This window comes from Flavobacterium frigidarium DSM 17623, assembly GCF_000425505.1.
Lineage (GTDB): Bacteria > Bacteroidota > Bacteroidia > Flavobacteriales > Flavobacteriaceae > Flavobacterium > Flavobacterium frigidarium.
In genome coordinates, this window is record NZ_AUDO01000004.1 from 298,715 (window position 1) to 325,305 (window position 26,591).

General features: G+C 34.5%; 21 protein-coding genes and 1 other RNA gene. 6 read left to right on the forward strand and 16 right to left on the reverse strand.

Annotated features, from left to right (window positions below; genetic code table 11):
- Positions 1-54: 54 nt before the first annotated feature.
- Positions 55-1,329: a serine hydroxymethyltransferase gene (glyA, locus tag H603_RS0103615; protein WP_026707297.1), complete on the reverse strand. Its 1,275-nt coding sequence runs from the start codon at positions 1,327-1,329 to the stop codon at positions 55-57.
- Positions 1,330-1,436: 107 nt separating this feature from the next.
- Between glyA and fahA the strand changes: the two genes are divergently transcribed.
- Complete coding sequence (fahA, locus tag H603_RS0103620) at positions 1,437-2,720, forward strand: fumarylacetoacetase (RefSeq protein WP_026707298.1); 1,284 nt, start codon at positions 1,437-1,439, stop codon at positions 2,718-2,720.
- Positions 2,721-2,814: 94 nt separating this feature from the next.
- Here fahA and fsa read toward each other — a convergent pair whose 3' ends face one another.
- The 3 genes from fsa to ffs form a co-directional block, all read right to left on the reverse strand.
- Positions 2,815-3,471: a fructose-6-phosphate aldolase gene (fsa, locus tag H603_RS0103625; RefSeq protein WP_026707299.1), complete on the reverse strand. Its 657-nt coding sequence runs from the start codon at positions 3,469-3,471 to the stop codon at positions 2,815-2,817.
- A 143-nt stretch (positions 3,472-3,614) separates the two neighbouring features.
- A complete protein-coding gene (locus H603_RS0103630; RefSeq protein WP_026707300.1) occupies positions 3,615-4,418 on the reverse strand; it encodes an SDR family oxidoreductase in 804 nt (267 codons plus the stop codon).
- A gap of 171 nt (positions 4,419-4,589) precedes the next feature.
- Positions 4,590-4,687: signal recognition particle sRNA small type (gene ffs, locus H603_RS17255), an RNA gene on the reverse strand.
- Positions 4,688-4,775: 88 nt separating this feature from the next.
- On the opposite strand from ffs, the gene H603_RS0103635 reads away from it, so the two are divergent.
- Positions 4,776-5,825 carry a glutaminyl-peptide cyclotransferase gene (locus H603_RS0103635; protein ID WP_026707301.1) on the forward strand — a complete coding sequence of 350 codons (1,050 nt, stop codon included), beginning with the start codon at positions 4,776-4,778 and terminating at the stop codon, positions 5,823-5,825.
- Between the two features lie 276 nt (positions 5,826-6,101).
- Here H603_RS0103635 and H603_RS0103640 read toward each other — a convergent pair whose 3' ends face one another.
- Entirely contained in the window at positions 6,102-6,986 is an 885-nt protein-coding gene (locus H603_RS0103640; protein ID WP_026707302.1) for a hypothetical protein, read from the reverse strand.
- Positions 6,987-7,083: 97 nt separating this feature from the next.
- Here H603_RS0103640 and H603_RS0103645 point away from each other — a divergent pair, with 97 nt between their 5' ends.
- Positions 7,084-8,112 (forward strand): formimidoylglutamase, encoded by a 1,029-nt coding sequence (locus tag H603_RS0103645; protein WP_026707303.1) that lies wholly within the window; start codon positions 7,084-7,086, stop codon positions 8,110-8,112.
- Between the two features lie 96 nt (positions 8,113-8,208).
- The gene (locus H603_RS0103650; RefSeq protein WP_026707304.1) at positions 8,209-9,468 is read left to right on the forward strand and encodes a DEAD/DEAH box helicase; all 1,260 of its coding nucleotides are present in this window, start codon (positions 8,209-8,211) and stop codon (positions 9,466-9,468) included.
- A 140-nt stretch (positions 9,469-9,608) separates the two neighbouring features.
- On the opposite strand, the gene H603_RS0103655 is transcribed toward H603_RS0103650, so the two are convergent.
- The 3 genes from H603_RS0103655 to aroC all read right to left on the reverse strand — a co-directional run bounded on the left by H603_RS0103655 (position 9,609) and on the right by aroC (position 13,500).
- The gene (locus H603_RS0103655; protein WP_026707305.1) at positions 9,609-10,892 is read right to left on the reverse strand and encodes a dicarboxylate/amino acid:cation symporter; all 1,284 of its coding nucleotides are present in this window, start codon (positions 10,890-10,892) and stop codon (positions 9,609-9,611) included.
- Positions 10,893-11,084: 192 nt separating this feature from the next.
- Complete coding sequence (locus H603_RS0103660; protein ID WP_026707306.1) at positions 11,085-12,362, reverse strand: dicarboxylate/amino acid:cation symporter; 1,278 nt, start codon at positions 12,360-12,362, stop codon at positions 11,085-11,087.
- Positions 12,363-12,429: 67 nt separating this feature from the next.
- Positions 12,430-13,500 carry a chorismate synthase gene (gene aroC, locus H603_RS0103665; protein WP_026707307.1) on the reverse strand — a complete coding sequence of 357 codons (1,071 nt, stop codon included), beginning with the start codon at positions 13,498-13,500 and terminating at the stop codon, positions 12,430-12,432.
- A gap of 184 nt (positions 13,501-13,684) precedes the next feature.
- Here aroC and H603_RS0103670 point away from each other — a divergent pair, with 184 nt between their 5' ends.
- Positions 13,685-14,518 (forward strand): UDP-2,3-diacylglucosamine diphosphatase, encoded by an 834-nt coding sequence (locus H603_RS0103670; protein ID WP_026707308.1) that lies wholly within the window; start codon positions 13,685-13,687, stop codon positions 14,516-14,518.
- Positions 14,519-14,646: 128 nt separating this feature from the next.
- Positions 14,647-15,135 carry a hypothetical protein gene (locus tag H603_RS0103675; protein ID WP_026707309.1) on the forward strand — a complete coding sequence of 163 codons (489 nt, stop codon included), beginning with the start codon at positions 14,647-14,649 and terminating at the stop codon, positions 15,133-15,135.
- 70 nt (positions 15,136-15,205) lie between these two features.
- Here H603_RS0103675 and bshA read toward each other — a convergent pair whose 3' ends face one another.
- The 8 genes from bshA to H603_RS0103715 all read right to left on the reverse strand — a co-directional run bounded on the left by bshA (position 15,206) and on the right by H603_RS0103715 (position 26,567).
- Positions 15,206-16,342: an N-acetyl-alpha-D-glucosaminyl L-malate synthase BshA gene (gene bshA, locus H603_RS0103680; RefSeq protein ID WP_026707310.1), complete on the reverse strand. Its 1,137-nt coding sequence runs from the start codon at positions 16,340-16,342 to the stop codon at positions 15,206-15,208.
- A gap of 76 nt (positions 16,343-16,418) precedes the next feature.
- Positions 16,419-18,407 (reverse strand): heavy metal translocating P-type ATPase, encoded by a 1,989-nt coding sequence (locus H603_RS0103685; RefSeq protein ID WP_026707311.1) that lies wholly within the window; start codon positions 18,405-18,407, stop codon positions 16,419-16,421.
- Positions 18,408-18,628: 221 nt separating this feature from the next.
- Positions 18,629-21,640, reverse strand: a complete 3,012-nt coding sequence (locus tag H603_RS0103690; RefSeq protein ID WP_026707312.1) for a glycoside hydrolase family 3 N-terminal domain-containing protein — start codon at positions 21,638-21,640, stop codon at positions 18,629-18,631.
- A gap of 21 nt (positions 21,641-21,661) precedes the next feature.
- On the reverse strand, positions 21,662-22,144 hold the full coding sequence (locus H603_RS0103695) for a hypothetical protein (RefSeq protein WP_026707313.1): 483 nt from the start codon (positions 22,142-22,144) through the stop codon (positions 21,662-21,664).
- A 60-nt stretch (positions 22,145-22,204) separates the two neighbouring features.
- Positions 22,205-22,996 (reverse strand): (Fe-S)-binding protein, encoded by a 792-nt coding sequence (locus tag H603_RS0103700; protein ID WP_026707314.1) that lies wholly within the window; start codon positions 22,994-22,996, stop codon positions 22,205-22,207.
- Between the two features lie 64 nt (positions 22,997-23,060).
- A complete protein-coding gene (locus tag H603_RS0103705) occupies positions 23,061-24,398 on the reverse strand; it encodes a (Fe-S)-binding protein (RefSeq protein WP_026707315.1) in 1,338 nt (445 codons plus the stop codon).
- 12 nt (positions 24,399-24,410) lie between these two features.
- Positions 24,411-25,367, reverse strand: coding sequence for an MlaD family protein (locus H603_RS0103710; protein WP_026707316.1), 957 nt, complete (start codon positions 25,365-25,367; stop codon positions 24,411-24,413).
- 48 nt (positions 25,368-25,415) lie between these two features.
- Positions 25,416-26,567: an N-acetylmuramoyl-L-alanine amidase family protein gene (locus tag H603_RS0103715; RefSeq protein WP_035675281.1), complete on the reverse strand. Its 1,152-nt coding sequence runs from the start codon at positions 26,565-26,567 to the stop codon at positions 25,416-25,418.
- Positions 26,568-26,591 lie beyond the last annotated feature (24 nt).

The following is a 26,591-nucleotide window of genomic DNA, read 5'->3' on the forward strand; positions in this document are numbered from 1 at the left end:
TAGACTGCCACAGAACTTAAAACCTTAAACTTCAAACTTTTTAAACCTAAATATTTAGAAAACGAAGATTGCTCTTTCGCTCATCATTTCGTTAACTTCGTTTGCTACCTCTTCGATAATATCTTCATCAGTATGATTTGTCAGTACTTTATCAATCAAAGCAACAATAGTTTCCATATCTTCCTCTACCAATCCACGAGTTGTGATTGCTGGAGTTCCAACACGAATTCCTGAAGTTACAAATGGTGATTTATCATCAAATGGAACCATGTTTTTATTCACTGTGATTTCAGCTTTTACTAGAGCATTTTCTGCCTCTTTACCTGATATTCCTTTATTTCTCAAATCGATTAACATCATGTGATTATCTGTACCACCTGAAATTATATTGTATCCTCTTTTTACAAAAGCATCAGCCATAGCGTTTGCATTTTTTTGCAATTGCATCGCGTAAGTAAAGAATTCATCTTTTAATGCTTCACCAAAAGCTACTGCTTTTGCTGCAATAATATGCATTAACGGTCCACCTTGATTACCAGGAAAAACAGCCAAGTCTAATAAAGAAGACATCATCCTAATCTCTCCTTTTGGTGTTTTTAATCCCATTGGGTTTTCAAAATCTTTACCCATTAATATCAAACCACCTCTTGGTCCACGTAATGTTTTATGTGTTGTTGTAGAAACAATATGACAATGAGGAATAGGGTCATTCATTAAGCCCTTAGCGATCAATCCTGCAGGATGCGAAATATCTGCAAATAAGATAGCACCTACACTATCAGCAATTACTCTAAAACGCTCAAAATCCATATCACGAGAATAAGCAGAAGCTCCAGCGATAATCAATTTTGGTTGTTCTTTAGTAGCGATTTCTTGAATTTTATCATAATCTAAACGACCTGTTTCAGCATCGACACCATAAAAAACAGGAGTGTATAAACGACCTGAAAAGTTTACAGGTGATCCATGTGTAAGATGCCCTCCATGAGACAAATCAAATCCTAAAATTTTATCACCTGGCTGTAAACAAGCGTGGTATACAGCTGTATTTGCTTGAGAACCTGAGTGAGGCTGTACATTTGCGTAAGCTGCACCAAACAATTCTTTAGCTCTATCAATAGCAATTTGCTCGATAACATCAACTACTTCACATCCTCCGTAATATCTCTTTCCAGGATATCCTTCAGCATATTTGTTTGTCAGTACAGATCCAGCAGCTTCCATCACTTCGTCACTTACAAAGTTTTCTGAAGCAATTAATTCTAATCCGTGTATTTGTCTTTCTTGTTCTTCTAGAATAAGGTCAAAAATTTGTTCGTCGCGTTGCATTTGTATGTTTTTAGTTAATTTGTAGCAAAAATACAAAAAAACGTTTGTGAAACTGTTAGAATATAATATATTTGAAGTATAATTTTCAACAAAATAATTAACATATTATGCCAATATCAGCAAACGATACGAACCGTAAATCATGGTTAGAAGTACTAGAAAACAGTGATTTTCCAATTCAGAATATTCCATTTGGAGTCTTTCTTACAAAAGAGAATGTTGTTACAGTGGGAACCAGAATCGGTGATTTTGCTATTGATTTAGGCGCTCTGCAACAACTGAACTACTTTGAAGGTATTGAGTTAACAGATGATATGTTTATGCAAGACACTTTAAATGACTTCATCTCTGATGGTAAAAAAACATGGAGACTCGTTCGTAACCGCATTGCAGATATTTTTGATAGTAATAATCCTAAATTAAGAGATACTCAAAAACACCGTGATATTGTCATTTTTGATATCGTAGATGTCGAAATGCAATTACCAGTACTAATAGGTGATTATACTGATTTTTATTCAAGTAAAGAACACGCTACAAACGTAGGTAAAATGTTTCGTGACCCAGAAAATGCTTTACTACCTAACTGGTTGCACATCCCTGTAGGATACCACGGTAGAAGTTCGACTATCGTACCTTCTGGAATTCCAGTGCATAGACCTATCGGTCAAACTTTACCTGCCGGTGAAAACACACCTGTTTTTGGTCCTTCTCGTTTGATTGATTTCGAATTAGAAACTGCCTTCATCACTACAGATGCTAACGTTATGGGAGAAATGATTCCTATTAATGAAGCTGAAGATTATATTTTTGGGATGGTATTGTTAAATGACTGGAGTGCTCGTGACATTCAAAAATGGGAATACGTACCACTAGGACCCTTCCTAGCAAAGAATTTTGCGTCATCAATTTCACCTTGGATTGTAACTATGGATGCTCTAGAACCTTTTAGAGTTCCGGGACCAAAACAAAATCCGAGTCCGTTACCATACCTTTTACAAAAAGGAAAACATTCATTTGATATTAACTTAGAGGTAGCAATCCAACCAGAAGATGCTGAGCCTACAATTGTAAGCAACTCTAATTTTAAACATATGTATTGGACAATGAACCAGCAATTAACACACCACACCTCTAACGGTTGTCGTGTAAATTCAGGTGACATGATGGGATCTGGAACAATCTCTGGACCTACTCCTGATAGCTATGGATCAATGCTAGAGTTAACATGGGGAGGTAAAAACCCTATCAAACTTAATGACGGTACAGAGCGCAAATTTATTAACGACAACGACACTGTTATCATGAAAGGATTTTGTAAAAATAGCCAAGTACGGATTGGATTTGGAGAGGTTTCTTCAAAATTATTACCACCATTTGTACGCAAATAATATACAAAGTTAAGCCAAATAAAAAGTGCCATTTTGATATGAAATGGCACTTTTTTTATTCTATAAATCGAGATTGAAATCCCTACTTTATATATTATTTATTTCCTTTTTCGAAATCAGCAACAAACTGTGCTAAACCGATATCTGTTAAAGGATGTTTCAACAAACCGTAAATAGCCGAAAGTGGTCCCGTCATTACATCTGCTCCAATTTTTGCACAGTTTACAATATGCATTGTGTGACGTACAGATGCAGCAAGAATTTGTGTTTCATAACCATAATTATCATAGATATCTCTAATCTCTTCGATTAAAGCAAGACCATCAGTAGAAACATCGTCTAAACGACCAATAAATGGAGAAACATACGTAGCACCTGCTTTTGCAGCTAGTAAAGCTTGCCCTGCTGAAAACACTAATGTAACATTTGTTTTAATCCCTCTGTCTGAGAAATATTTTGCAGCCATTACACCTTCTTTAGTCATTGGTAATTTAACAACTATTTGCTCGTGCAACTCAGCTAGCTCTTCACCCTCTCTCACCATTCCATCATAATCAAGTGCATTAACCTCAGCACTTACATCACCTTCAACAAGATTACAAATATCAACATAATGCTTTAAAATGCTATCTTTTCCTGTGATTCCTTCTTTTGCCATCAATGATGGATTAGTTGTAACACCATCTAAAACCCCTAGTGCTTGTGCTTCTTTAATTTGAGCTAAATTAGCCGTGTCAATAAAAAACTTCATAATTCTATATTTAATTAATTGTGTGTTTATTTTTGGGCGTGTTCGCCGCGGCGAAACAGGCTTTTCGTTGCAATCTTTCATTTTCTAAAGAAGAAAAATGAAAGGATTTCCGCAACAATCCTTCACGCAAATCTTTGGTAAAACTACAACTTATAATGGTTCATTAGTATTTTTTCATACATTTTATCAGGCAGTATTCTCTTTAAAACTATCGAGAATTTTTGCATAAACGCGCCTACCTTATAATGTATTTTAGGATTACTAGTTTGAATTATGTTGTACACCGCCTCTGCCATTTGATTAGGATTGCTCCCTTCATCGACATGATCGTTCATCGTTTTTAGAGAATTCCCATAAGTTTCCTCATACGAAGACCCTTTAATCACCGGAGCATGATAACGACCCGAAGCTATATTTGTAGCAAAGTCTCCAGGAGCGACGTTAGTAACATGAATCCCAAAAGATTTTACCTCCATTCTTAACGCCTCTGTAACAATCTCGAGTGCCCCTTTTGATGCTGAATACATGGAGCGATACGGCAATCCCATGTAGCCTGCAATCGAAGTTACATTTATAATTAAGCCTGATTTTTGTTTACGCATTTGTGGCAACACGGCTTTCATTACTTCAATAGGACCAAAAAAATTGGTATCGAAATGATTTTTCATCTCTATTGTTGGAATCTCTTCCAGCGGCCCAGTAATTCCCACACCAGCATTATTGATCACAATGTCTATTTTACCCGTAATGGAAATGATTTTTGATATTGCAGTAGCAATCGTATCCGGATTTCTAACATCCAACGCTATTAAAGGAAAAACCGAATTCAAGACACGGTCAGGATTTCTACTCGTCCCGTAAACAATAAATCCTTTATGATGTAAAAACTCTCCGATAGATTTTCCAATTCCTGAAGAACCACCGGTAATCAATACTACTTTACTCATTAATTCCTTTTTTTTATAATAGCAGTCAGTGCAATACTTAGAAACGCTAATTTGGATGCACCAAAAATAAAAAAATCCTCCTAATGGAAGACTATTATTAATTTTATTTTCGATAAATATTGAAAATTTGACAAAAAAAAATCTGACTCGCCGTAACGAACAGATTATAAAAAATGGCAAGCGACCTACATCGCACCGCTCAACCACGTACCCTTGCTATGTTCCCATCCTGGGGGAGTCTGCAGGAGCTGGTCGTGTAGGACTTGCCGGTGCAAATATACAACCTTTTTATATTTTTGCAAGCCCTTTGTGCTGTAAAAATAACATTGTATATTGCTATTGTCAAAAAATCAAAACATGAAAAAATATAACTTACTATCTATCATTTTATTAGGCATCACTCTTACCAATTGCGGAGACACAAAAAAAAATGAAAATTCTTTATTTACTTTCAACGATAGCACTTTTAAATCCAAATACATTAATAGTGATGCTATTGATCTAGACATAGCAAATCCTAATACTAAAGAAATTGACAGCATTGTTTTCTTTGTGAACGAAAATAAAGTAGGTACTGTAAAAGGAGCTAAAGCTTTATCCTTTCCGCTTAAAGATCAAAAATTAGGATACCAAAATTTAAAAGCATTAGTGTATTACGACGGTAAAAACGCAGAGGCAACCGCTAGAATTGAACTGGGATCTAGTATACAACCTAAACCTCTAACGTATAAAATTGTAAACACTTTTCCTCATGATACTTTGGCGTTTACTGAAGGTTTAGAGTTTTATCAGGATTTTCTGTACGAGAGTACAGGTCAAAAAAAAGATTCTTATTTTAGAAAAATAGATTACAAAACCGGTAAAGTATTAAATCAAGTAAATCTTGAAGATCAATATTTTGGTGAAGGAATCACTTTCCTAAATGGTAAATTGTACCAACTGACTTGGCAGGAAAAAACTGGTTTTATTTATGATGCAGCTACTTTAAAATTGGAAAAGACTTTTACGTACACTAAAGATGTTGAAGGATGGGGAATGACAAATGACGGTAAGAATATATACCAATCAGATGGTACCGAAAAAATTTGGACTACAAACCCTGAAACACAAGAATTAATGAGTTACATCAATGTGTATGCTGGTGACACAAAAATCAAACAAATTAACGAACTGGAATACATCAATGGAAAGTTTTTTGCTAATGTTTGGCAGAAGGACGCAATTGCCGTGATTGATCCACAAACTGGTTCTGTTGAGCAAATCATCGACATGTCAGGATTAAGAAAACTTGTAAAAAACAGCACTGCAGAAGTATTAAATGGAATCGCTTACAATCCAAAAACAAAAACTATTTTTGTAACAGGTAAAAACTGGGATACTCTATTTGAAATAAAAGTTTCAGAATAATATAATGTACTATATCAGCTGAACAAAATGTATATAGGAATGCTATAATTTTAAGTGAAATAAAAGTGTCAGTTCAACATGTTTCATCAAGCTCAGTATTAAATTATTTACTATCAAATTTAGAGCAGAGTAGTTCTTTAATAAATCTGAGTCTGTTATATTGAAGCCTATCCTAGTTGGAGTAAAGCCTCAATAAGAATGATTAGCAAATTAATTATTGCATAAAAAAAGAGGAGCAATTTGCTCCTCTTTTTATTTTGTTGATGGCTATTTCTACTATCTTAAAGTAAAACTTGTTTTAGCAATCAATTCGTTTTTATCGAATACGTTTACAAAATAAGTACCTTTTGCAAAATCTTTACCAGGTAAATCTTCGCTCACTTGTACCGTTTTATTTTCGTACTTAACATTTGTAATAAAACTATATACTAGAGAGCTATCTCCGAAGTATTCTGTTTTCTTATTTCCTAAAACATTACTCTTACTATCGATAACTTGAACGTAGTACGTTTTATCACCTGATCTTGCGATTTGATTTTCAGCGATTGTAAAACTAATTTTAAGAACATCTGCTCTACTTGCTTTATCAGTTTCAATTTGTTTACCTGAATTACGCATTTTATATGCTGACGTTTTCATGTTCAAGATCGTTAATCTCGCTCCTTTTTCTACAGCTTTAGAAAGTTCTTCATTTTGACCTACTAACACTTCATTGTATTTTTTAGCTTCTCCAAGAACTACTACAGTACTATCACGTTGTGAAGAAACAACAGCATTCTCCTTTTTCAAGCCTTCATTTTCAGCCATTAAAACCTTCATGTTCGATTGCAACGCAAAAAACTGTTTCTTGTATTTAGCTAGTGAAGCCACATCTCCTTTAGACTTTTTTAAGTCTGAAATTAAATTAACTACCTTGTCTCTTTCTTGTATTAACTCGTCAGACATAGAAGTATTCTCGGCAATTGCTGCATCATAAGTCGCTTTTAGCTCTTGTAAATCTTTCATTACAGAATCTTTTTCAGACACCGTACTTTTTAATTCTGTTTGCACAACTTCTGCATCAGAAGTGGCCTTAAAAATGTAAATTAAACTACCTATTAGTAAGACTGCTAAGACGGCGATAATTGCCTTTAGACTTGAATTGCTGCGTGGATTTTCCATGATTTAAATTATTATTTTTTTCAAATTTAACAATATATATTTAAGTTATAACGTAAGTTAACACAATTATATTATTTTTGAAAAAATATAATTTGTTATGGAAAAACTCAAGCTTTACAGCGCCAATGACCTTGCTAAGGTGACTAATCATAGAAGTGGGGAAATAAAATTTGGCGAAAAAATGCTCACTGTACCTAAAGGAGTTGATCCAGTGCATTTTTTAGAAGCTACAGAGGTAAAATATGTTATTTTAGGAATACCAGAAGACATTGGTATTCGAGCAAATTTTGGACGCCCAGGAGCTGCTTCTGCTTGGGAATCGGCGATGAAAAACATAGCAAACATTCAGCACAACCGCTTTTGTAAAGGAAGTCATATTCTAATTTTAGGGGAAATTGACGTAGCTGACGAAATGAGAGAGGTCGAAAACTTAGATTTTAACGACATTGACGATAGGTCTAAACTTAGCCAACTTGTAGAGCGTATTGATAAAGAGGTCTCACACATTATATTTACCATTGTTAAAGCTGGTAAAACACCTATAATTATAGGTGGCGGACACAATAACTCTTACGGTAATATAAAAGGTACTGCTCTTGCAAAAGGAAAACCAATTAATGCTGTTAATTTTGATGCCCACTCTGATTTTAGAATTCTTGAAGGCAGACATAGCGGAAACGGATTTTCATATGCTTACGAAGAAGGGTTCTTGAAAAAGTACTTCATTTTTGGTTTACACGAAAACTACACATCAAAAAGTGTTTTGGATTTAATCAAAAAGACCGAAGATCGTGTACGTTACACTACTTATGACAGTATTAAAATTCGAAAAGAAAAATCATTTGATCACGAACTTACAACAGCACTCGAATTTGTGAAAACAGAATTTTTTGGAATTGAAATTGATTTAGATGCAATTCCCAATATTGCTAGTAGTGCTATGACACCTAGTGGTTTTTCTGTAGAACAATTGCGTCAATTTACCTCTTTTTTTGGTAGAAGTAAAAATGCAAGTTATTTACACATTTGTGAAGGCGCACCTGATTTAGGTGAAGAAAAAAACAACCATCTTATTGGTAAATTAATTGGCTACCTCGTAACTGATTTTATAAAAGCTAATCAATAAACAAACAGATATTCAACAAAATTTAACGAGTCGATAATTAACACTATCTTTGCTGCACTATCATGTACTTAATACAAGATATTTAATATCAAAAATATGTTATTCGAAGATTTATCACTTTCAAAAAGTATTCAAAAAGCCGTTTATGAAGAAGGCTATACTAACCCTACGCCTATCCAAGAGCAATCTATTCCGCTAGTATTAGCAGGAAAAGATTTAATTGGATGTGCACAAACAGGAACAGGAAAGACAGCAGCATTTGCTATCCCAATTATACATCAATTACACCGTATTGTAGGTTCGTCAAAAAAAGCAAAACAAATTAGAGCCTTAGTTGTTACTCCTACTAGAGAGTTAGCTGTTCAAATTGGTAAAAGTTTTGAGACTTATGCTAAATACACAAATTTAACGCAGCTTACCATTTTTGGTGGCGTTTCACAAAACCCACAAGTAGATACTTTAAAAAATGGTGTTGACATTTTAATCGCAACTCCAGGAAGACTATTAGACTTACACAAACAAGGATTTATCGATCTAGATCATTTACATACTTTAGTATTAGATGAAGCAGATCAAATGCTAGACATGGGATTTGTCAATGATGTAAAGAAAATTGTCAAGCTTACGCCAAACAATAGACAAACATTATTTTTCTCTGCTACAATGCCAATTGCTATTAGAGAATTAGCTGAGATGTTTTTAACTAATCCTGAGACAGTGACGGTTTCACCAGTTTCATCAACAGCTGAAAATGTAGAGCAAAAGGTCTATTTCGTTGAAAAGTCAGAGAAAAGAAACCTACTTTATCATTTAATAAAAAATGATAATTTATCTAATGTACTCGTTTTTTCAAGAACAAAGCACGGTGCTGATAATGTGGTTAAAGCTTTACGTAAAAATAATATTGCTGCAGAAGCTATTCACGGAGATAAATCTCAAAATGCAAGACAACGCGTTTTAGAAGCATTTAAGAATAAAGAAGTAGGTGTTCTTGTGGCTACAGATATTGCTGCTAGAGGAATTGATATTGATCAGTTGCCATTTGTAATTAACTTTGACCTACCTAATATTCCTGAGACTTATGTACACCGTATAGGTAGAACAGGTCGTGCTGGGAATGGAGGAATTGCAATTTCGTTTTGTAGTAAAGATGAGCATGCTTACTGGAAAGATATTCAAAAATTAATTAAGGTCGATGTTGAAACTGTAAAAGAGCATCCTTATCCATGGCATTCGGGAAGTCCTGAAACTGCTTCAGGAACTTCAAACCAACCTAAAAACTCAAACAGAAGTGGCGCTGCTCATAAATCAAGAAAATCAGCCACTTCTAAATCAAATAAAAAAAGATGGTATTAATTTACCCCTCTTTATAAACTTAATAAAGCGTCTTTCCTATCTTGAAAGACGCTTTTTTTTATGCATCAATTATTCTATACAATTACAAAGTGCCGCAAATCGATCTATTCAATCGTTTGCAATACTCAAACAAAGTCTATTTATATCAACTTTTTTGGGGGTGCGTGTAATTTCCCAACTGACTTTGCAACGATAGTAGCAATGGTCGAATCACTGGTAATATTAACAACCGTACGACACATATCTAATGGTCTGTCAATGGCAAAAATAAGTGCTAAACCAGCTTCGGGAATACCGGCTTGACCTAAAACAATCACTAGCATAACCATACCCGCACTCGGCACCGCAGCTGATCCTATCGACGCCAAAGTTGCTGTAACTACTATCATTAATTGGGTATGTAAATCTAACGGATAAGGCAACATTGCTTGAGCAATAAATATTGCAGCTACCGCTTGATACAAACTGGTTCCATCCATATTTACAGTGGCCCCTAGTGGTAGCACAAAACTAGAAACCTCATCATCTACACCTAAGTCGGTTACACACTCCATGGTAACTGGAAGCGTTGCTGCACTAGAACTAGTAGAAAATGCTAAAAGTTGTGCAGGAGCTATGGCTTTAAAAAAGGTAATTGGGTTTATTCGAGCAAAGATTAATAGTAAAGAAGGGTAAAATATGAAGACCATAAATGCTAGCCCTATTAGCACCGTTAAACCATATATCCCTAAAGCACCCAGGGTACTAAAATCAGGAATTTCAGCCATTAATGCTGCCATTAAAGCAAAAACACCTATTGGAGAGAAAACCATAATGATATCAATAATCTTCATAATGACATCATTTAAGCCTTTAAAGAAATCTACAACTGGTTTGGCTTTTTCTTCTTCGATTAAAATAAGACCAATCCCAATAAGAATGACAAACAAAATTACTTTTAGCATGCTTCCGTTATCGCTTAAAGCAGCAAAAAAGTTATCAGGAACAATGTCAACTAAAGGTTGGAGAGGACCACTTGTTTTCGCTTGTTCTGCTAGAGCAATCTTTTGATTTGCATCTACCGAGAAACTTTCGAGAAGAGAAATTCTAGAACTCTCATTAATATAACTTCCAGGTTTAATTAAGTTAGCTAAACCTAAACCTACAGTGATAGCAATAACTGTAGAACACAGATAAAATAAAACGGTACGTCCTCCTAATTTAGAAATCTTGGCAATATCTTTTAAATCACTTAACCCTACAATTAGAGAAACGACGATTAACGGAACAGCAATCATCTTTAACAAGTTGATAAAAATGGTACCAAATGGTTTAATCCAGTCAACTACAAATTGGTTTAAGGCTAGGTTTTTCATAATGATGCCAAAAAGTAATCCTAAAGCCATTGCAATTAAGATTTTCCAATGTAGAGCCAATTTCTTCATAAATTTATTTTAATCAATTTTTGTTAGAACGGCTGTTAATACTGATTGTACGCCGTTTAAGGATTACAATCTAGCAATAAATAAAGAGATAAACTTGCATATCAATATTTTTAACACAAATTACTTCAATTTAAAGCAAAAAAAACTCCTCGCGATGGAGGAGTTCTTTATCTATTTTAATTTAAAATTTCTTTATTCTGCCGCAACAACTTCGTCGTTACCTTCTTCCCACTGCCCTACAACTGAAGTCGCTAAAGCATTTCCTAAAACGTTAGTTGCACTTCTAAACATATCACAAAAGTGGTCAATAGGTAAGATTAGTGCAATTCCTTCGATAGGAATGTCAAACATTCCACAAGTTGCAGCTACAACTACTAAACTAGCCCTAGGAACACCAGCAATACCTTTACTTGTCAGCATTAAAACAAGTAGCATCGTTAATTGCGTACCCAAATCTAAGTGTACCCCATAAGCTTGTGCAATAAAAATACTAGCAAAAGTCATGTACATCATACTTCCGTCAAGATTGAAGGAATAACCAAGAGGTAACATGAAAGAAACGATTTTGTCTTTTACACCAAAGCGCTCTAATTCCTCTGTAAGCTTAGGGAAAACCGCCTCACTACTTGTCGTACCAAAAGCAATAATCAACGGACTTACAATACGTTTTAAAAGCACTGTCATTCTACTCTTTAAAAATAAGTAACCAACAGCAATTAATAATACCCAAAGAGAGGCGATACCAATTAAAAACGATCCGAAAAATTTGAAGTACGTAATTGCTAATTCTTGAAAATCACGAACAGCAAATACTCCTGCAATCGCTCCAAAAACTCCAATAGGAGCAAAATTCATTACATAATTCACCATTTTAAGGATAATATGTGATGTCTTATCTAATGCATTCACTACAGGTTTAGCGTACTCACCAATTGAAGCAGCTGCTAATCCGAAGAAAATAGAAAATACAACAATTTGCAGAATTTCATTTGTAGCCATAGCTTCGAAAATACTCTTAGGAACGATGTGTTCGATAAAATTTTCGAAAGAAATACTTTTAGTTTTTTCAGCAACATCAGATGCTGAAGTTAAATCAACATTTGATAAATTCAAACCGTCACCTGGTTGAAGTACGTTGACAAAAAACATCCCTAATAAAAGAGAAATAAACGAGGCAGTAAAGAACCATCCTAATGCTTTTCCTCCAATTCTACCTACGGTGCTTACATTTCCTAATTTAGCAATACCTACAACAAGTGTAGTAAAAACTAGGGGGGAAATAATCATTTGAACTAAGCGGATAAAAACAGTCGCTAAGATTTTTATTTTATCACTGAAAACCAAAGCGGTTTCAGGTGAAATTGTATTGTGGATGATTATTCCTAATATCCCTCCTAATAACATGGCAATTAGGATTTGTGTCGTCAAATTAGATAAAATTGACGCCTTCTTTTCTGGTTTTGTGTGCATTTGGTTTTTAAAAATTATTTGAGTTTTGGTTTTTGCATTTTGGTAAAATGCACCGGGTAATTTTGCTTTAAATTTCTTTGGAATACGTTTTATTGATTAAATAGAAATCTGCTAATACCATCGCTGCCATTGCCTCAACAATTGGCACTGCACGAGGAACAACACAAGGATCATGACGTCCTTTTCCAGTCATCTCGGTAATATTTCCTTTATTGTCTAGTGATTCTTGTTTTTGCATAATTGTCGCAACTGGTTTGAAAGCTACTCTAAAGTAAATATCCATTCCGTTGCTAATTCCACCTTGAATTCCTCCCGATAAGTTTGTTTTTGTAGTTCCGTCAGGATTATATAAATCATTATGATCACTTCCCTTCATTTTAGCACCACAAAAACCGCTACCGTATTCAAATCCTTTTACCGCATTTATCGATAGCATTGCTTTTCCTAGCTCAGCATGAAGCTTGTCAAAAACTGGTTCGCCTAAACCTATTGGCACATTTTGGATTACACAAGTAACTGTTCCTCCTACTGTATCGCCTTGCTTGCGAATCTCACGAATGTATTCTTCCATTTTAACGGCAGAAGCTTCATCAGGACATCGAACAGGGTTACTTTCTATTTTTGAAAAGTCTAAATCTTGGTATGGTTTTTCTAAAAATATATCTCCCACAGAAGAGGTGTAGGCATTGATTTTAATCTCAGGTAAAATTTGTTTAGCGATAGCACCTGCTACTACTCTACTAGCCGTTTCACGAGCAGAACTTCTTCCTCCTCCGCGATAATCGCGTGTACCATATTTTTGATCATAAACATAATCAGCATGGCTTGGTCTATAATTGTCTTTTATATGAGAATAATCATCCGACTTTTGGTTTGTATTTGGGATGATAAACCCTATCGGAGTTCCTGTTGTTTTACCTTCAAAAATACCGGATAAAAACTGTACATCATCTGGTTCTTTTCTTTGGGTTACAATTGCAGATTGTCCCGGTTTTCTCCTAGACATTTCTAACTGTATTGCTGCTAAATCTATTGTGATTCCTGACGGACAACCGTCTATGATACCTCCTAAAGCTTCACCATGTGATTCTCCAAAAGTGGTGATTTTGAATAGTGTGCCGTAGCTATTTCCTGCCATTATTTCTAGTTTTGAACAAATGTAATATTTTAGTTCAAAGTTTAAAAGATTACGGTTTAAAGTTTTACTATTTACACCAATAAAATTTATCTTTTACTTAATAATAAAGTTAAATTAATAACCTTAATTTTAAATAGCAGTCTTTTTAATTCGATTAATTTGTAAAACTCCAAAATACAAACTGGTGAAAAAACGAAAAGTTGAATTAGTTGTACTCTCTGATATTCATTTAGGTACTTATGGCAGTCATGCTGTCGAATTGAATAAATATTTATCTAGTATTAAACCAAAAACATTGATCCTTAATGGAGACATTATTGATATCTGGCAATTTAGAAAATCATACTTCCCTAGCACACATTTAAAGATTATTCAAAAAATCATGAGTCTTGCCTCTAAAGGTACAAAGGTGTACTATATTACAGGAAACCACGATGAAATGTTACGTAAGCTTAGCGAAATGAATCTAGGTAACATATCGTTACTAGACAAGCTAGTACTAGACCTAGACGGAAAAAAAGCATGGATTTTTCACGGAGATATTTTTGACGCATCGGTGCATCATGCCAAATGGATTGCGAAATTAGGAGGCAAAGGGTATGATTACCTGATCTTGTTCAATCGGCTAATCAACTGGTTTCTTAAAAAATTAGGCAGAGAACCCTATTCTTTTTCGAAAAAAATAAAAGCTAGTGTGAAAAAAGCGGTCAAGCATATTTCTGATTTTGAGGAAACAGCTACTGACCTTGCCATTGAACAAAAGTACGATTACGTATTATGTGGTCACATTCACGAACCTAAAATAATACTGAAAGAGAATAATCATGGAAGCACACTTTACTTAAACTCTGGAGATTGGGTAGAAAATTTAACTGCTTTAGAGTACAATAATAAACGGTGGAAACTGTATCACTATAAAGAAAGTGATTATATAGAAGACGACAATTTTATGGAAATAGAGCATTTAACCTACCAACATTTAAGCCAAACAACTGTTAATAACCAAAAAACACCTTAAATACTGACTAACAATTAATTACTAAATTATTGAAATTAAAAAATGATAGTTCCATAACAAATGATTATTTAAGCATAAGAGAACGACTCCTTTATTAACTTAGTTTTGTAAAAAAAACAATGATGATTATGAAGAAACTTATTTTATCAGCTATAATGGTAGTTGGATTAGCTTTTACAGCTCAAGCACAAGAAATTTCAAAAAACGCACTTGGACTACGTTTAGGTGACAATGACGGATTTGGTGGAGAAGTTACATACCAAAGAGGTTTAGGTGATAATAATAGATTAGAACTAGATTTAGGTTGGAGAAATAGTAATGACTATGATGCAGTTAAACTAGCAGGATTATACCAATGGGTATGGAATATCGATGGTGGATTCAACTGGTATGCTGGTGTAGGTGGTGGATTAGCTAACTCTGATTACAACGGAAATGATAGAAACAGAGACGGTAGTTCTACATATTTATTTGCAGCTGGAGACATAGGAATTGAGTACAACTTTGATATTCCATTGTTATTATCTTTAGACTTTAGACCTGAAGTTTATTTTACAGATAACATTGATAAAGACTTTGGACCAGATATCGCACTTGGAATCAAATACCAATTCTAATATCAAGATTAGATTTATAGAAAAAGCCACTAGAAATAGTGGCTTTTTTAATGGTTATAATTGAACTATTTTACTTAGAGTATTTCTTTATTGCCTCCTCATAAATTTCGACATATAAAGGTAGGATATTTTTAATGTCAAACTTTTGTGCCACTGTCAATGCATTTCTTTTAAACTCACATAATGTTAAGTCGTCTTTCAAGATCTTAATTGCATTTTGCGCCATTGCATCTACATCTCCTACATCACTTAGAAAACCTGAAACTCCCTCAAAGTTTACTTCAGGCAACCCTCCCGAATTACTAGAAATTACTGGCACACCCCAAGCCATTGCTTCTAATGCAGCCAAACCAAAACTTTCTGTTTCTGAAGGCAGTAAAAACAAATCTGTATAGCTTAATATCTTATCGATTTCATTACTGTTACCAAAAAAGATCACTTTATTGGCGATACCTAATTCTTGACATAACGCTTCTGCTACTTCTTTCTCAGGACCATCTCCAACCATCATTAATTTAGCTGGAATTTCTTTCTGAATTTGGTAGAAAATTTTAACGATATCTGGAATGCGTTTTACTTTTCTAAAATTACTAATGTGGGTAATAATACGTTCGCCACCTTGAGCCATCACAGATCGATTACAAGGTATTGTAGGGTCAGTCGTATTTTTATCTAATTCGATAAAATTAGGAATAACGTGAATGTCCTTTTTAATGTTGAATAACTTGTAGGTGTCTTCTTTTAAGCTTTTAGATACTGATGTTACCACATCTGATTTATTGATACTAAAACTCACTGCGGGTTTATAAAAAGGATGGTTACCCACAAGTGTAATATCAGTTCCGTGTAAAGTTGTAACCATAGGAATTTCGATACCTTCACTTTTAAGCATTTGCTTGGCCATGTATCCAGCATAAGCATGCGGAATTGCATAGTGTACGTGTAAAATTTCGATTTTATGCAACTTAACCATATCAACTAACTTGCTTGACAAGGCTAACTCATAAGGCTGGTAGTGAAACAATGGGTACTCAGGAACGTTTACCTCATGGTAATGAACGTTTGGATTCAAAAGTGCTAAACGCACTGGCTGACTATATGTTATGAAATGTATTTCATGCCCTTGGCGTGCTAATTCAAGTCCTAATTCTGTAGCGACTACACCACTTCCTCCAAAGGTAGGATAACAAACGATTGCAATTCTCATGTATGTATTTTAAGTAGAACGAAATTAAGGAAAAGCAAACTATTCCCTTTGGTTTTTAACATTTATATTTGAATTCTTAGAATTTCATTCGCTGAATACGCACTGCATTTAATATCGCTAGTAGAGCGACACCCACATCTGCAAAAACAGCTTCCCACATTGTAGCGAGACCACCAGCTCCTAAGATTAAAACTGCTGCTTTAACCACAAATGCCATTGTAATATTTTGCCAAACTATTTTTTTTGTCTGTTTAGCAATTACTATGGCGGTAGCGATTTTGCTTGGTTTATCATCTTGAATAACAACATCTGCAGTTTCAATTGTTGCATCACTTCCTAAACCTCCCATTGCAATACCTACAGTGCTCAAAGCAACTACAGGAGCATCATTTACACCATCGCCTACAAAAGCAACCGTTTGTTTTCTAGCCAAAAGTTCGTTTACTTTTTCGACCTTTCCTTCCGGAAGAAGTCCGCCATAAGCATTTGTAATCCCCAATTTATTTGCTACATCTTGAACAACTGTGTTCTTGTCACCACTTAACATGGTAATGGAAATTCCCAGATTTTTTAATTTTGTTATTGCCAATGCGGCATCAGTCTTGATGACATCTGCAATTGTAATGTATCCTACAAATTGATTATTATAAGCTATAGCGATCAGCGTGTTTACAATGGTTTCATGTACTATTTTGTGCTGAATTTCAAACTTTTCCATCAATTTAAAATTTCCTACTAGTAACTCCTTCCCATTTACTAAAGCACGTAGTCCATGACCAGGAATTTCTTCAACATCAGTCATTTTAATTGCTGGATCGACTGCACCTACTTTTTCATGTATTGCCGTAGCGATTGGGTGAGAACTCTGACTTTCTAGGGCATTTACTAACTGTAAGATTTCGTTTTGATCGAAAGTGGAGTCCAATACAACTTCTTGTACTTTGAAAACTCCTTCTGTCAAGGTTCCCGTTTTATCCATCACCACATTTTGAATTGTAGCCATTAAATCGAGAAAGTTGCTTCCTTTAAATAAGATCCCGTTTTTACTTGCTGCACCAATTCCTCCAAAATATCCTAAAGGAATTGAAATAACTAAAGCACACGGACACGAAATCACCAGAAAAACCAACGCTCTATACAACCAATCTGAAAAAATATAATTCGAAACAAAAAACATCGGTATTAAGCAGATTCCGATTGCGAGAAAAACGACAATAGGAGTATAAACATTTGCAAATTTTCTAATGAACAATTCTGTCGGGGCCTTTTTTGAAGTGGCATCTTGCACCATCTCTAAAATTTTAGACAATTTGCTATCCTCGTATGCTGTGGTAACTTTCACAAGAGCTACTGTATTCCCGTTGATCATACCTGCCAAAACTGTAGCATTTTTTTTCTTTGTTTCAGGGACACTTTCACCAGTTAAAGCAGCAGTATTAAATGAGGCGGAATCAGAAAGTAAAATTCCATCTAAGCCTAATTTTTCACCCGCCTTCAATTGAATTATAGAACCAATATTTACCAAAGCTGCCTTAGCAATTTTGGCTGTTTCGTTTTCTATAATTGTAACTTCATCAGGACGCTGATCTAGCAAACTTTTAATATCTTTCTTTGCCCGTTGCACAGCAATACCCTGAAATATTTCACCTACAGCATAAAAGAGCATTACTGCTACTCCTTCAGGATACTCCCCTATAGCAAATGCTCCAATAGTAGCAATACTCATTAATAAAAATTCAGAGAAAACATCCCCTTTTCTAGCACTATCAATTGATTCTTTCAAAACGGGCAATCCTACGGGAATATAAGCAATTATGTACCAAATCACTCTCACGTATCCTTGAAACCAAGATTGTGTCCAGAAATTGTCAAAAAAAATTGCTGTAGCTAGTAAGATAAAGCTAATAATTGCTGGTAGAAATATAATCCATAAACTTGCATCGCCTATATCATGATTATGATCATGGCCATCATGAGCTTCGCTATGATTTTTATTTGAATTTTTATGTGAATCCTCATCGTGCCCACAGCAAGAATGTTGGTTGTTTTTCTGCAGTATCTTCATTATAACTCATTTTTAATAAAATTAAGTAAAAGAGAATATTTTTGGCATTAAATAAATGCTAAATAGTATTCTACAGCAGTGAATTTTATTACTACTCTTGAAAATTGGAGTTTTCTAAGTACTTGTTATTTCATTGAGATCATTTCAAATACAAGAATAAGTAGCCATATCAAGTCTTACAATAGAAAAGTAATTAGGTAAGTGCGTTTAGAAACAATTCTTTAATCTTGTAACGACTCGTAAATAAGCTGCTGGATATCTTCTCTGATATTTTCTCTCGATAACTTGTTAGTACCACTATCAGGATAGGTTCTATTCGAAAGAAAAACATATACTATTTCTTTTTCTGGATCTGCCCATGCCATTGTTCCAGTAAATCCAGTATGCCCAAAGCTAGTCATAGATGCACAACCACAAGTGGGACCACTCTCACCTAATTGGGGTTTATCAAAACCTACACCTCTTCTATTTCCTTCCATGCAAAAGTAACAGGTGTTGAAATCGTCAAAAGTTTTCTCTGAGAAATAATGATGTCCACCGTAGCTACCCTTCTGTAAGTACATTTGCATAATCTTAGCCACATCCATACTATTAGAAAATACACCTGCATGACCACCTACTCCACCTTCCATGGCAGCTCCCATATCATGCACATAACCTTGAATTAATTGATGCCTGTAATAAGTATCAATTTCAGTAGGTGCAATTCCGTTCTTGTTAAACTTTTTTAGAGGGTTATACATGGTGTGGTTAGCACCTAGAGGCTTAAACAATATTTCATCACTTAAAACATCAAGAGATTGCCCCGTTAATTTTTCGATATAATTTTTTAAAATAATAAAGGTAAAGTCGCTATACCGATATTTTTTCTTAGGCATTAATTTACTCTCTGCTATAATTTTCACTATAGTATCTTGATAGTCATTGCGCAAATACAAATTATCAGCAACTTTAGTAGAAAAATCTAGTTGAGAGCTTGTTCTGTAATACGTTGTTAAAGGATCTCCTTTACTACTAATTGTCGCTCTATAGAACGGTATCCAAGCTTTCAATCTAGCATAGTGTGATAATAAATCTTTAAAAGGAATTGCCGCTTTATCTGTATCTTGAAATATTGGTAACATCTGGCCCAAAGTGGTCGTCATATCGATGTTTTTTCGATCGTATTGCAGCATTGCATTTGGCAGCGTTGCTAAAATCTTTGTCAACGATGCTACGTCATATAATGTTGTGTCATTTACCATAGGACTATTGCTGTAAGTAAGGTTACCAAAAGACTTTTGATAAACTACTTTTCCTTTTCTGGCTACCAAAACCTGCATACCAGGAGCCATCTTTCCAGAAATTGCTTTTTGAGCAAGGTCAGTAATTTTACCTAATACCGCCGAATTCATTCCTACACTCTCTGGAGTTGCAAAACCTAAGATATCAAGTTTCTCTGTCTCTAGTCCAAAGTTGGTTTTAAACTCACTAGAAATGGTAATTGGTAATTTCCCTTTAGAACCAATAGCTCCAAAAATCAATTCAGCTGACACTTTTTGAGCAATAGCACTATTTTGATACGAAACAATTAGCCCGTTTATTGCTGTAAAGTCGCGAACATCAAGCAATGAGTAGGGATTCGCAAACACAGTGACAATCGCATTATTATTACGGGTTATAAAATCTAATTTCGCTAATTCTGAATTATTGAAACTATAACTTTTCCAAGGAGCATCTGATTTGTGGTACCCTACTATAACTGTATTGAAGTTACTAAGTTTTTGTTGTAAAGCATCTAAGTTGTCTTCCTCTACAACAGTTACCTCAGCATATTTCTTTAGTGTTTTGACAAAATCGGTATTATCACCATCTCCTATTTTAACGTAAGCAATGCGTTTAGATTCTAGATTTTTTATTGGTAAAATGGCTTCCTTATTTTTCAAAACTGTCAAAGCATTTTCGAATAACTCATATTGCAAAGCGTCATTATGAGGATCATTTAGATCTTGAACCAAATTAGTTGTGTCGATAGGTTCCATTTTACTGAAACCAGCGATATACTTGTATTTTAAAATTTTCTTTACTGAGAAAGCCAGTCTCTTCTCAGTAATGACTTTATCATTATAAGCAGTTCTTAAAAGAGCAATAGCTAAGGGTACATCTTCAGAAAAAAGTAGAATATCATTTCCAGCTAGGAAAGCAGCCAAATCAATTTCGCCCGGATTTTTGTAATTACTAGCGGCCTTCATATTTAAAGCATCAGTAAATATTAAACCTTTAAAACCTAGATCTTTCTTTAAAATATTGGTCACAACCTCATAAGAAATTGAGGAAGGGTAATTAGGACGCGACTCTAAACTAGGAACGTTTAAATGCGCCACCATCACAGAGGAAAGCCCCTCTTTGATCATCTCTCGATAAGGATAAAATTCTACTTCTTCTAAGCGTTCCTTAGAAAAATTAACCGTCGGCAATCCTTTATGAGAATCAGTTTCAGTATCACCATGCCCAGGGAAGTGTTTGGCTGTAGCGTAGATACCTTGGTTTTGAAAACCTTTCATCAAAGCCACCGCTCTATTAGCCACGTTTATTTTATCTTCACCAAAAGATCTAAAACCAATAATAGGATTGTTTGGGTTTGTATTAATATCTACAACAGGCCCAAAATTAAATTGTATTCCTAAGCGTGCACTCTGCTTCCCCATTTGGTTTCCTAATTTTTCAATTAGTTTCATATCTTGAATAGCGCCTAGAGTCATGTTCCAAGGATAGGTATAGGTAGAATCTAAACGCATGCTCAAACCCCACTCTGCATCGTTACAAATAAATAATGGAATCTTAGAACTTGCTTGAAAACTATTTGTTAAATTAGCTTGTCGCACAGGCCCTCCCTGAAAAAAGATGAGTCCACCAATTTTATAATTCGAAATTAAATTTTGAATGGCGTAAGTATGCGAAACTCCTTTATTTGAGTAAGCCGCCACCATAAAAAGTTGCCCTAATTTCTCGTCTAGTGACATACTATTATAAACACTATCCACCCAAATCTTGCGTTGGTTAAAAACGTTTGCAGGTTCAACTATCCTAACATCATCAAGTGAATTGTCGATATCAAATTCGTCCACTACTGCACCAATACGTGTTGGTTTGTGAATAGATTTTATAACAGTCTTATCTTTTTGTAGAGCACAAGCGGCCATAAAAAAAAATAAGACATAAAGAACTGAGATTCTAATGCCTTTATTTTTCATTAATTGTAATTTTATATTTTCTTAGAAGAAACGACTATGCCAGCTATCCATTGCTGGAACTTCCCATGATTCGTTAAATTCTTGAACATTATTAATCAGGTTATTAAAGACAATAGTGTTCTCTGTAACCGCTTTATCTTTTACCATTTTCTTAAAGTCAATTAATGGTTTGTGAGCAATATGTTCCCCTAATTTAAAGGTTACGTTCATTTTATCTAAAAGATCAACAGAATATTTTTTTTCTAATTGCTGAATAAATTCAACAGATGAATCAATAGAGCAACCTGTAGCAGCTTGAAAATCTTGGTTTACAGCAAGAATGATAAATCTATTGTATTTTAATTGGTATGAAGACTCTAAACTTGTTCCGTGAGCAGCCCAACCTTCAAGAAAAGTTTTTAAATCATTTTCTATTTCGGTGAACTCAGCATCAGAAAATTTTCTATTGGATTGATAAATCCAAACACGGGATTCTTCTGGTAAATCTTCAAATGGTACGTACATGATATTTTTTTTATAGGCTTACAACAAGGTAAGTCTCATTGAATTGTATTCTATTAATTATTATAAATCCTGAGCATTAGCAATTAGTTCAGCAATATCCATCACTTTAACATCAGCTTCTTTTTCTTTGTTTTTTACACCATCAGTCATCATGGTATTGCAAAATGGGCATCCTGCAGCGATAATATCTGGTTTCACTTCGAGAGCATCTTCTGTTCTAAGAACGTTTACTTCTTTATCACCAGGTTCAGCATCTTTAAACATTTGCGCGCCACCAGCACCACAACATAAACCGTTAGCTTTTGAACGCTTCATCTCAACTAATTCAACATCTAATTTCGCAATTAAATCTCTTGGAGCCTCATAGATTTTGTTTGCACGACCTAGGTAACAAGGATCGTGAAAAGTGATTCTTTTACCTTTGAATTGACCACCTTCAATAGTTAAACGACCATCATCAAGCAGTGATTTTAAAAATTCTGTATGGTGTACTACTTCGTACTGTCCACCTAGTTCAGGGTATTCATTTTTAAGTGTATTGAAGCAATGCGGACAAGCAGTTACAATTTTCTTAGCTTCATAAGCATTTAGCACTTCGATATTCATCATGGCCTGCATTTGAAACAAAAACTCGTTACCAGCTCTTTTTGCAGGATCTCCAGTACAACTTTCCTCTGTTCCTAATACGGCAAAAGATACATTAGAACGGTTTAATAAACGTACAAATGCTTTAGTGATTTTCTTAGCTCTATCGTCAAAACTACCTGCACATCCCACCCAGAACAAAACTTCTGGTTGTTTTCCTTGAGCCAGCATTTCTGCCATTGTTGGTACTACTAAATTTTCTGACATTGAATATATATTTTTAGCCGCCTAAGCTAGCGTAGTTTATAAATTTAAATTTCTTTTGAAAGAATTAATTCTCATCTTTCCAGTTCAATCGGTCTTGTTGATTGTATTGCCACGGGGCACCATTATTTTCGATATTTGTCATCATAGCATTCAAAGGCATAGGAGCAGCACTTTGTTCCATGACTAAGTAGCGACGCATGTCCATAATAATTGATAACGGACTTATGTTAACTGGACATTCTTCAACACAAGCATTACATGATGTACACGCCCACAACTCTTCTGCTGTGATGTAATCATTTAATAATGTCTTCTCGTCTGGAATGAATAACCCTTTATTTTTATCGATATTTCTACCTACTTCTTCTAGACGATCACGAGTATCCATCATAATCTTTCTAGGAGAAAGCTTTTTACCTGTTTGGCTTGCAGGACAAGAAGAAGTACATCTACCGCACTCTGTACAAGTATACGCATTCAATAATTGCACCCAGTTTAAATCCTGTACATCACTAGCTCCAAATTTACTTGGAACTTCACCTTCTGCAGGAGCCGGGGCCGCCGCAAATGGATCAACATTAGGATCCATCATCATTTTTACTTCTTTTGTAACTGCCTCCAAGTTATCAAATTCACCTTGCGGATCTAAATTTGCAAAATAAGTATTAGGGAAAGCTAAAAGTATATGTAAGTGTTTCGAAAAATATAAATAATTCATGAATATTAAAATCCCAACGATATGCAACCACCAGAAAACCTCTGTTAAAAGCATCACCGTTTCATTTGGCATACCGTTAAATATTGGTTCGATAAATTGACTTATAGGAAAAGATCCTGCCTTGATAAAGTGTGAGAAACCTCCTGGAACATTTTGTAAATGTAAATCTGAAGCATTCATTAATAAAAACAAAGTCATCAATACAACTTCAAAATATAAAATGTAGTTAGCATCATTTTTAGGATAACCAACCATTTCTCTATTCATGAAACGTTTTAATCGAATAACATTACGTCGTAACCAGAAAATAACAACAGCAATAAGAACTAATCCTGCTAGAATTTCAAAAGTTGCTATTAGAACATTATAAGTTGTACCTAAGAAAGCAAAAATTCTATGCGTTCCAAACAGCCCATCGATAATGATTTCTAAAAGTTCAATATTAATAATTACAAAACCTAAATAAACAACAATATGTAAAATACCTGCAATAGGTCTCTTCACCATTTTTGATTGCCCTAATGCAATCATTGCCATATTTTTCCATCTTGCAGCTGGATTGTCTTTACGGTCAACAGCTATACCTAGATTAACATTACGGTAGATTTTTTTTATATTGATAAAGAAATACCCAAAACCTATTCCTAAAACTATGGCAAACAATATGTTGTCTAAATAACTCATATATAAAAACTTTTATTTAATTGTATCGTTAGCAGGCACTCCTTTATATGGTTTGTTCTTTTTTCCAAATACAGATACGTTAATATATCTTGTAGGATATAAACGTACGTCTTGTAATAACAATTCCAACTCTCTTGTTGATTTAGTTAAATTTGTATAGAGAGCGTCATCTTTAAGCAATTTCCCCATAGTACCATTTCCTGCCTCTAAGTTTTGCACCAGCCCATTTACTTTAGCTAAAGTGGCATTTAAATTACGTACGGTTTTACCCATATCCGCTTTGTTAAGCGAATCAGATATATTTGCAAAGTCTTTAGAGATTTTATTAAAATTAGTAACTACCCCTTTTACTTGCGCTTTATTATCATCAAGTACATTATTCATACTTATCGAAGCCTTATGAAATTGTTGCATCGTTAGACTAAGTTCAGCCAAACTCTTTCTCAAATCATCTTGTGCTTTCTCATCAAGTACTTTATTGAAACCACTAATTAACTCGTCAGCATTCCCTAATAGCTTATCAAGTTTAGCTTGAATAGGCACCAATTTTTCCCCTACAGCATCAGTTAAACCTTGTTTAATGGTTCCCGACAAGTAGCTACCATCTGCTGCCAATGTATTATCCGCTAGGTTAGGGTTGATCGAAATTTGCTTTCCGCCAATCAGACCTGGTTCGTAAATTGTGGCAGTGCTTGACTGTGAAATAGGAAAATCAGATTTGATTTGCATCTCTACAAGTAATTTTCCTGTTTTTGGGTTTATTGTAATCGCAGTAATACGACCAATCGCTAGACCGTTTAAAGTGACAGGTGCCGATGAAGAAAGCCCTTCAACTGAATCGTATTGAACATACAATTTCTTGTAGCTGCTCAACAAATCACGCCCTTTTAAAAAGCTATATCCCCAAATAAATAATAATATAGATGCAATAACTAATATCGCCGTCTTAATTTCTCTTGTTAGTTTCAAAATTTAAAGTATTTTGCACAAATTTAATATAAAATATCCAACTTGTAATTATTTAATTGCTTCTTGAATGCTGATTTTCTTACCGTTTTTAAACGCTATTAGAAAAGCAGACGAATATCCTTTGGCCTTAGCCTGACTCAACAAAACCTTAGATTGGTTATAATCAGAAGTTTCCCCATACATATATTTATAAGCAGCACCTGATTTTTCCATAGAAATAGTATTCAAGCCTTTGAAATTCCTAGCTAATAAAGCTAACTTTTTACTGCTTGCTGCGATTTGTACTTTAAAAACAACATCACTATCTGATGCTCTTAAAACTGTTTTTTTAGTCTCGACTACCACATTATTTTTTGAAGTAGTGCCTTGTGCAGCCGCTCTTGTAGAAGGCCGTGTTTCATAACTTTCTACGCTACCATTACCGTAATACTCATTTTTATAACTTACAATCGCGTCAGTAATTGCTTTTGCAATCTCTTGCTGACCAGATTCTGAATCTAAAGTATTTCCTTCAGTATGATTAGAGATAAATCCAGTTTCGATTAGAATTCTAGGCATGTATGCTTTATGTAAAACCATGAAAGGAGCTTGTTTAACACCGCCACCTCTAATTTTTTTACCCAATTTTTCAAACTCGTTTTCAACCTTACTGGCTAGTGAAATGCTATTATCAAGATATTCTTCTTGCATCAAAGTCATTCCAATCATTGTTTGAGGTGAATTAGGATCAAAACCCTCATAATTTCTTTTATAATCTTTCTCTAGTGTAATTACCGAATTCTCTTTTTTTGCCGCTTCTAGATTAGAGGCGATTTTGTTCATACCCATAACATACGTTTCAGTACCACTTGCAGATGTATTTCTATTTGCATTACAGTGTATGGATACAAAAATATTAGCGTTTGCTCTATTTGCAATGTTTGCTCTTTCTACTAAATCAATAAAAACATCTGTTTTTCTAGTGTAAATAACGTCAATTTTAGAATTTGCCTCTAACATTTTACCAACCTTCAAAACGATTGCCAAAGCTATATTTTTTTCTACGTGCCCATTATAAGTCGCCCCAAAATCATGCGCACCGTGACCTGCGTCTAAGGTGACTTTAAAATTACTTCCTTGAGCATGAGATAAAGAGGATAAGGACAAAGCAATAAACACAAAAGCTTTTAAAACGATGTTATTAGAATAGGATGATTTCAAAATCTTTTTTTTTTACAAACTTAC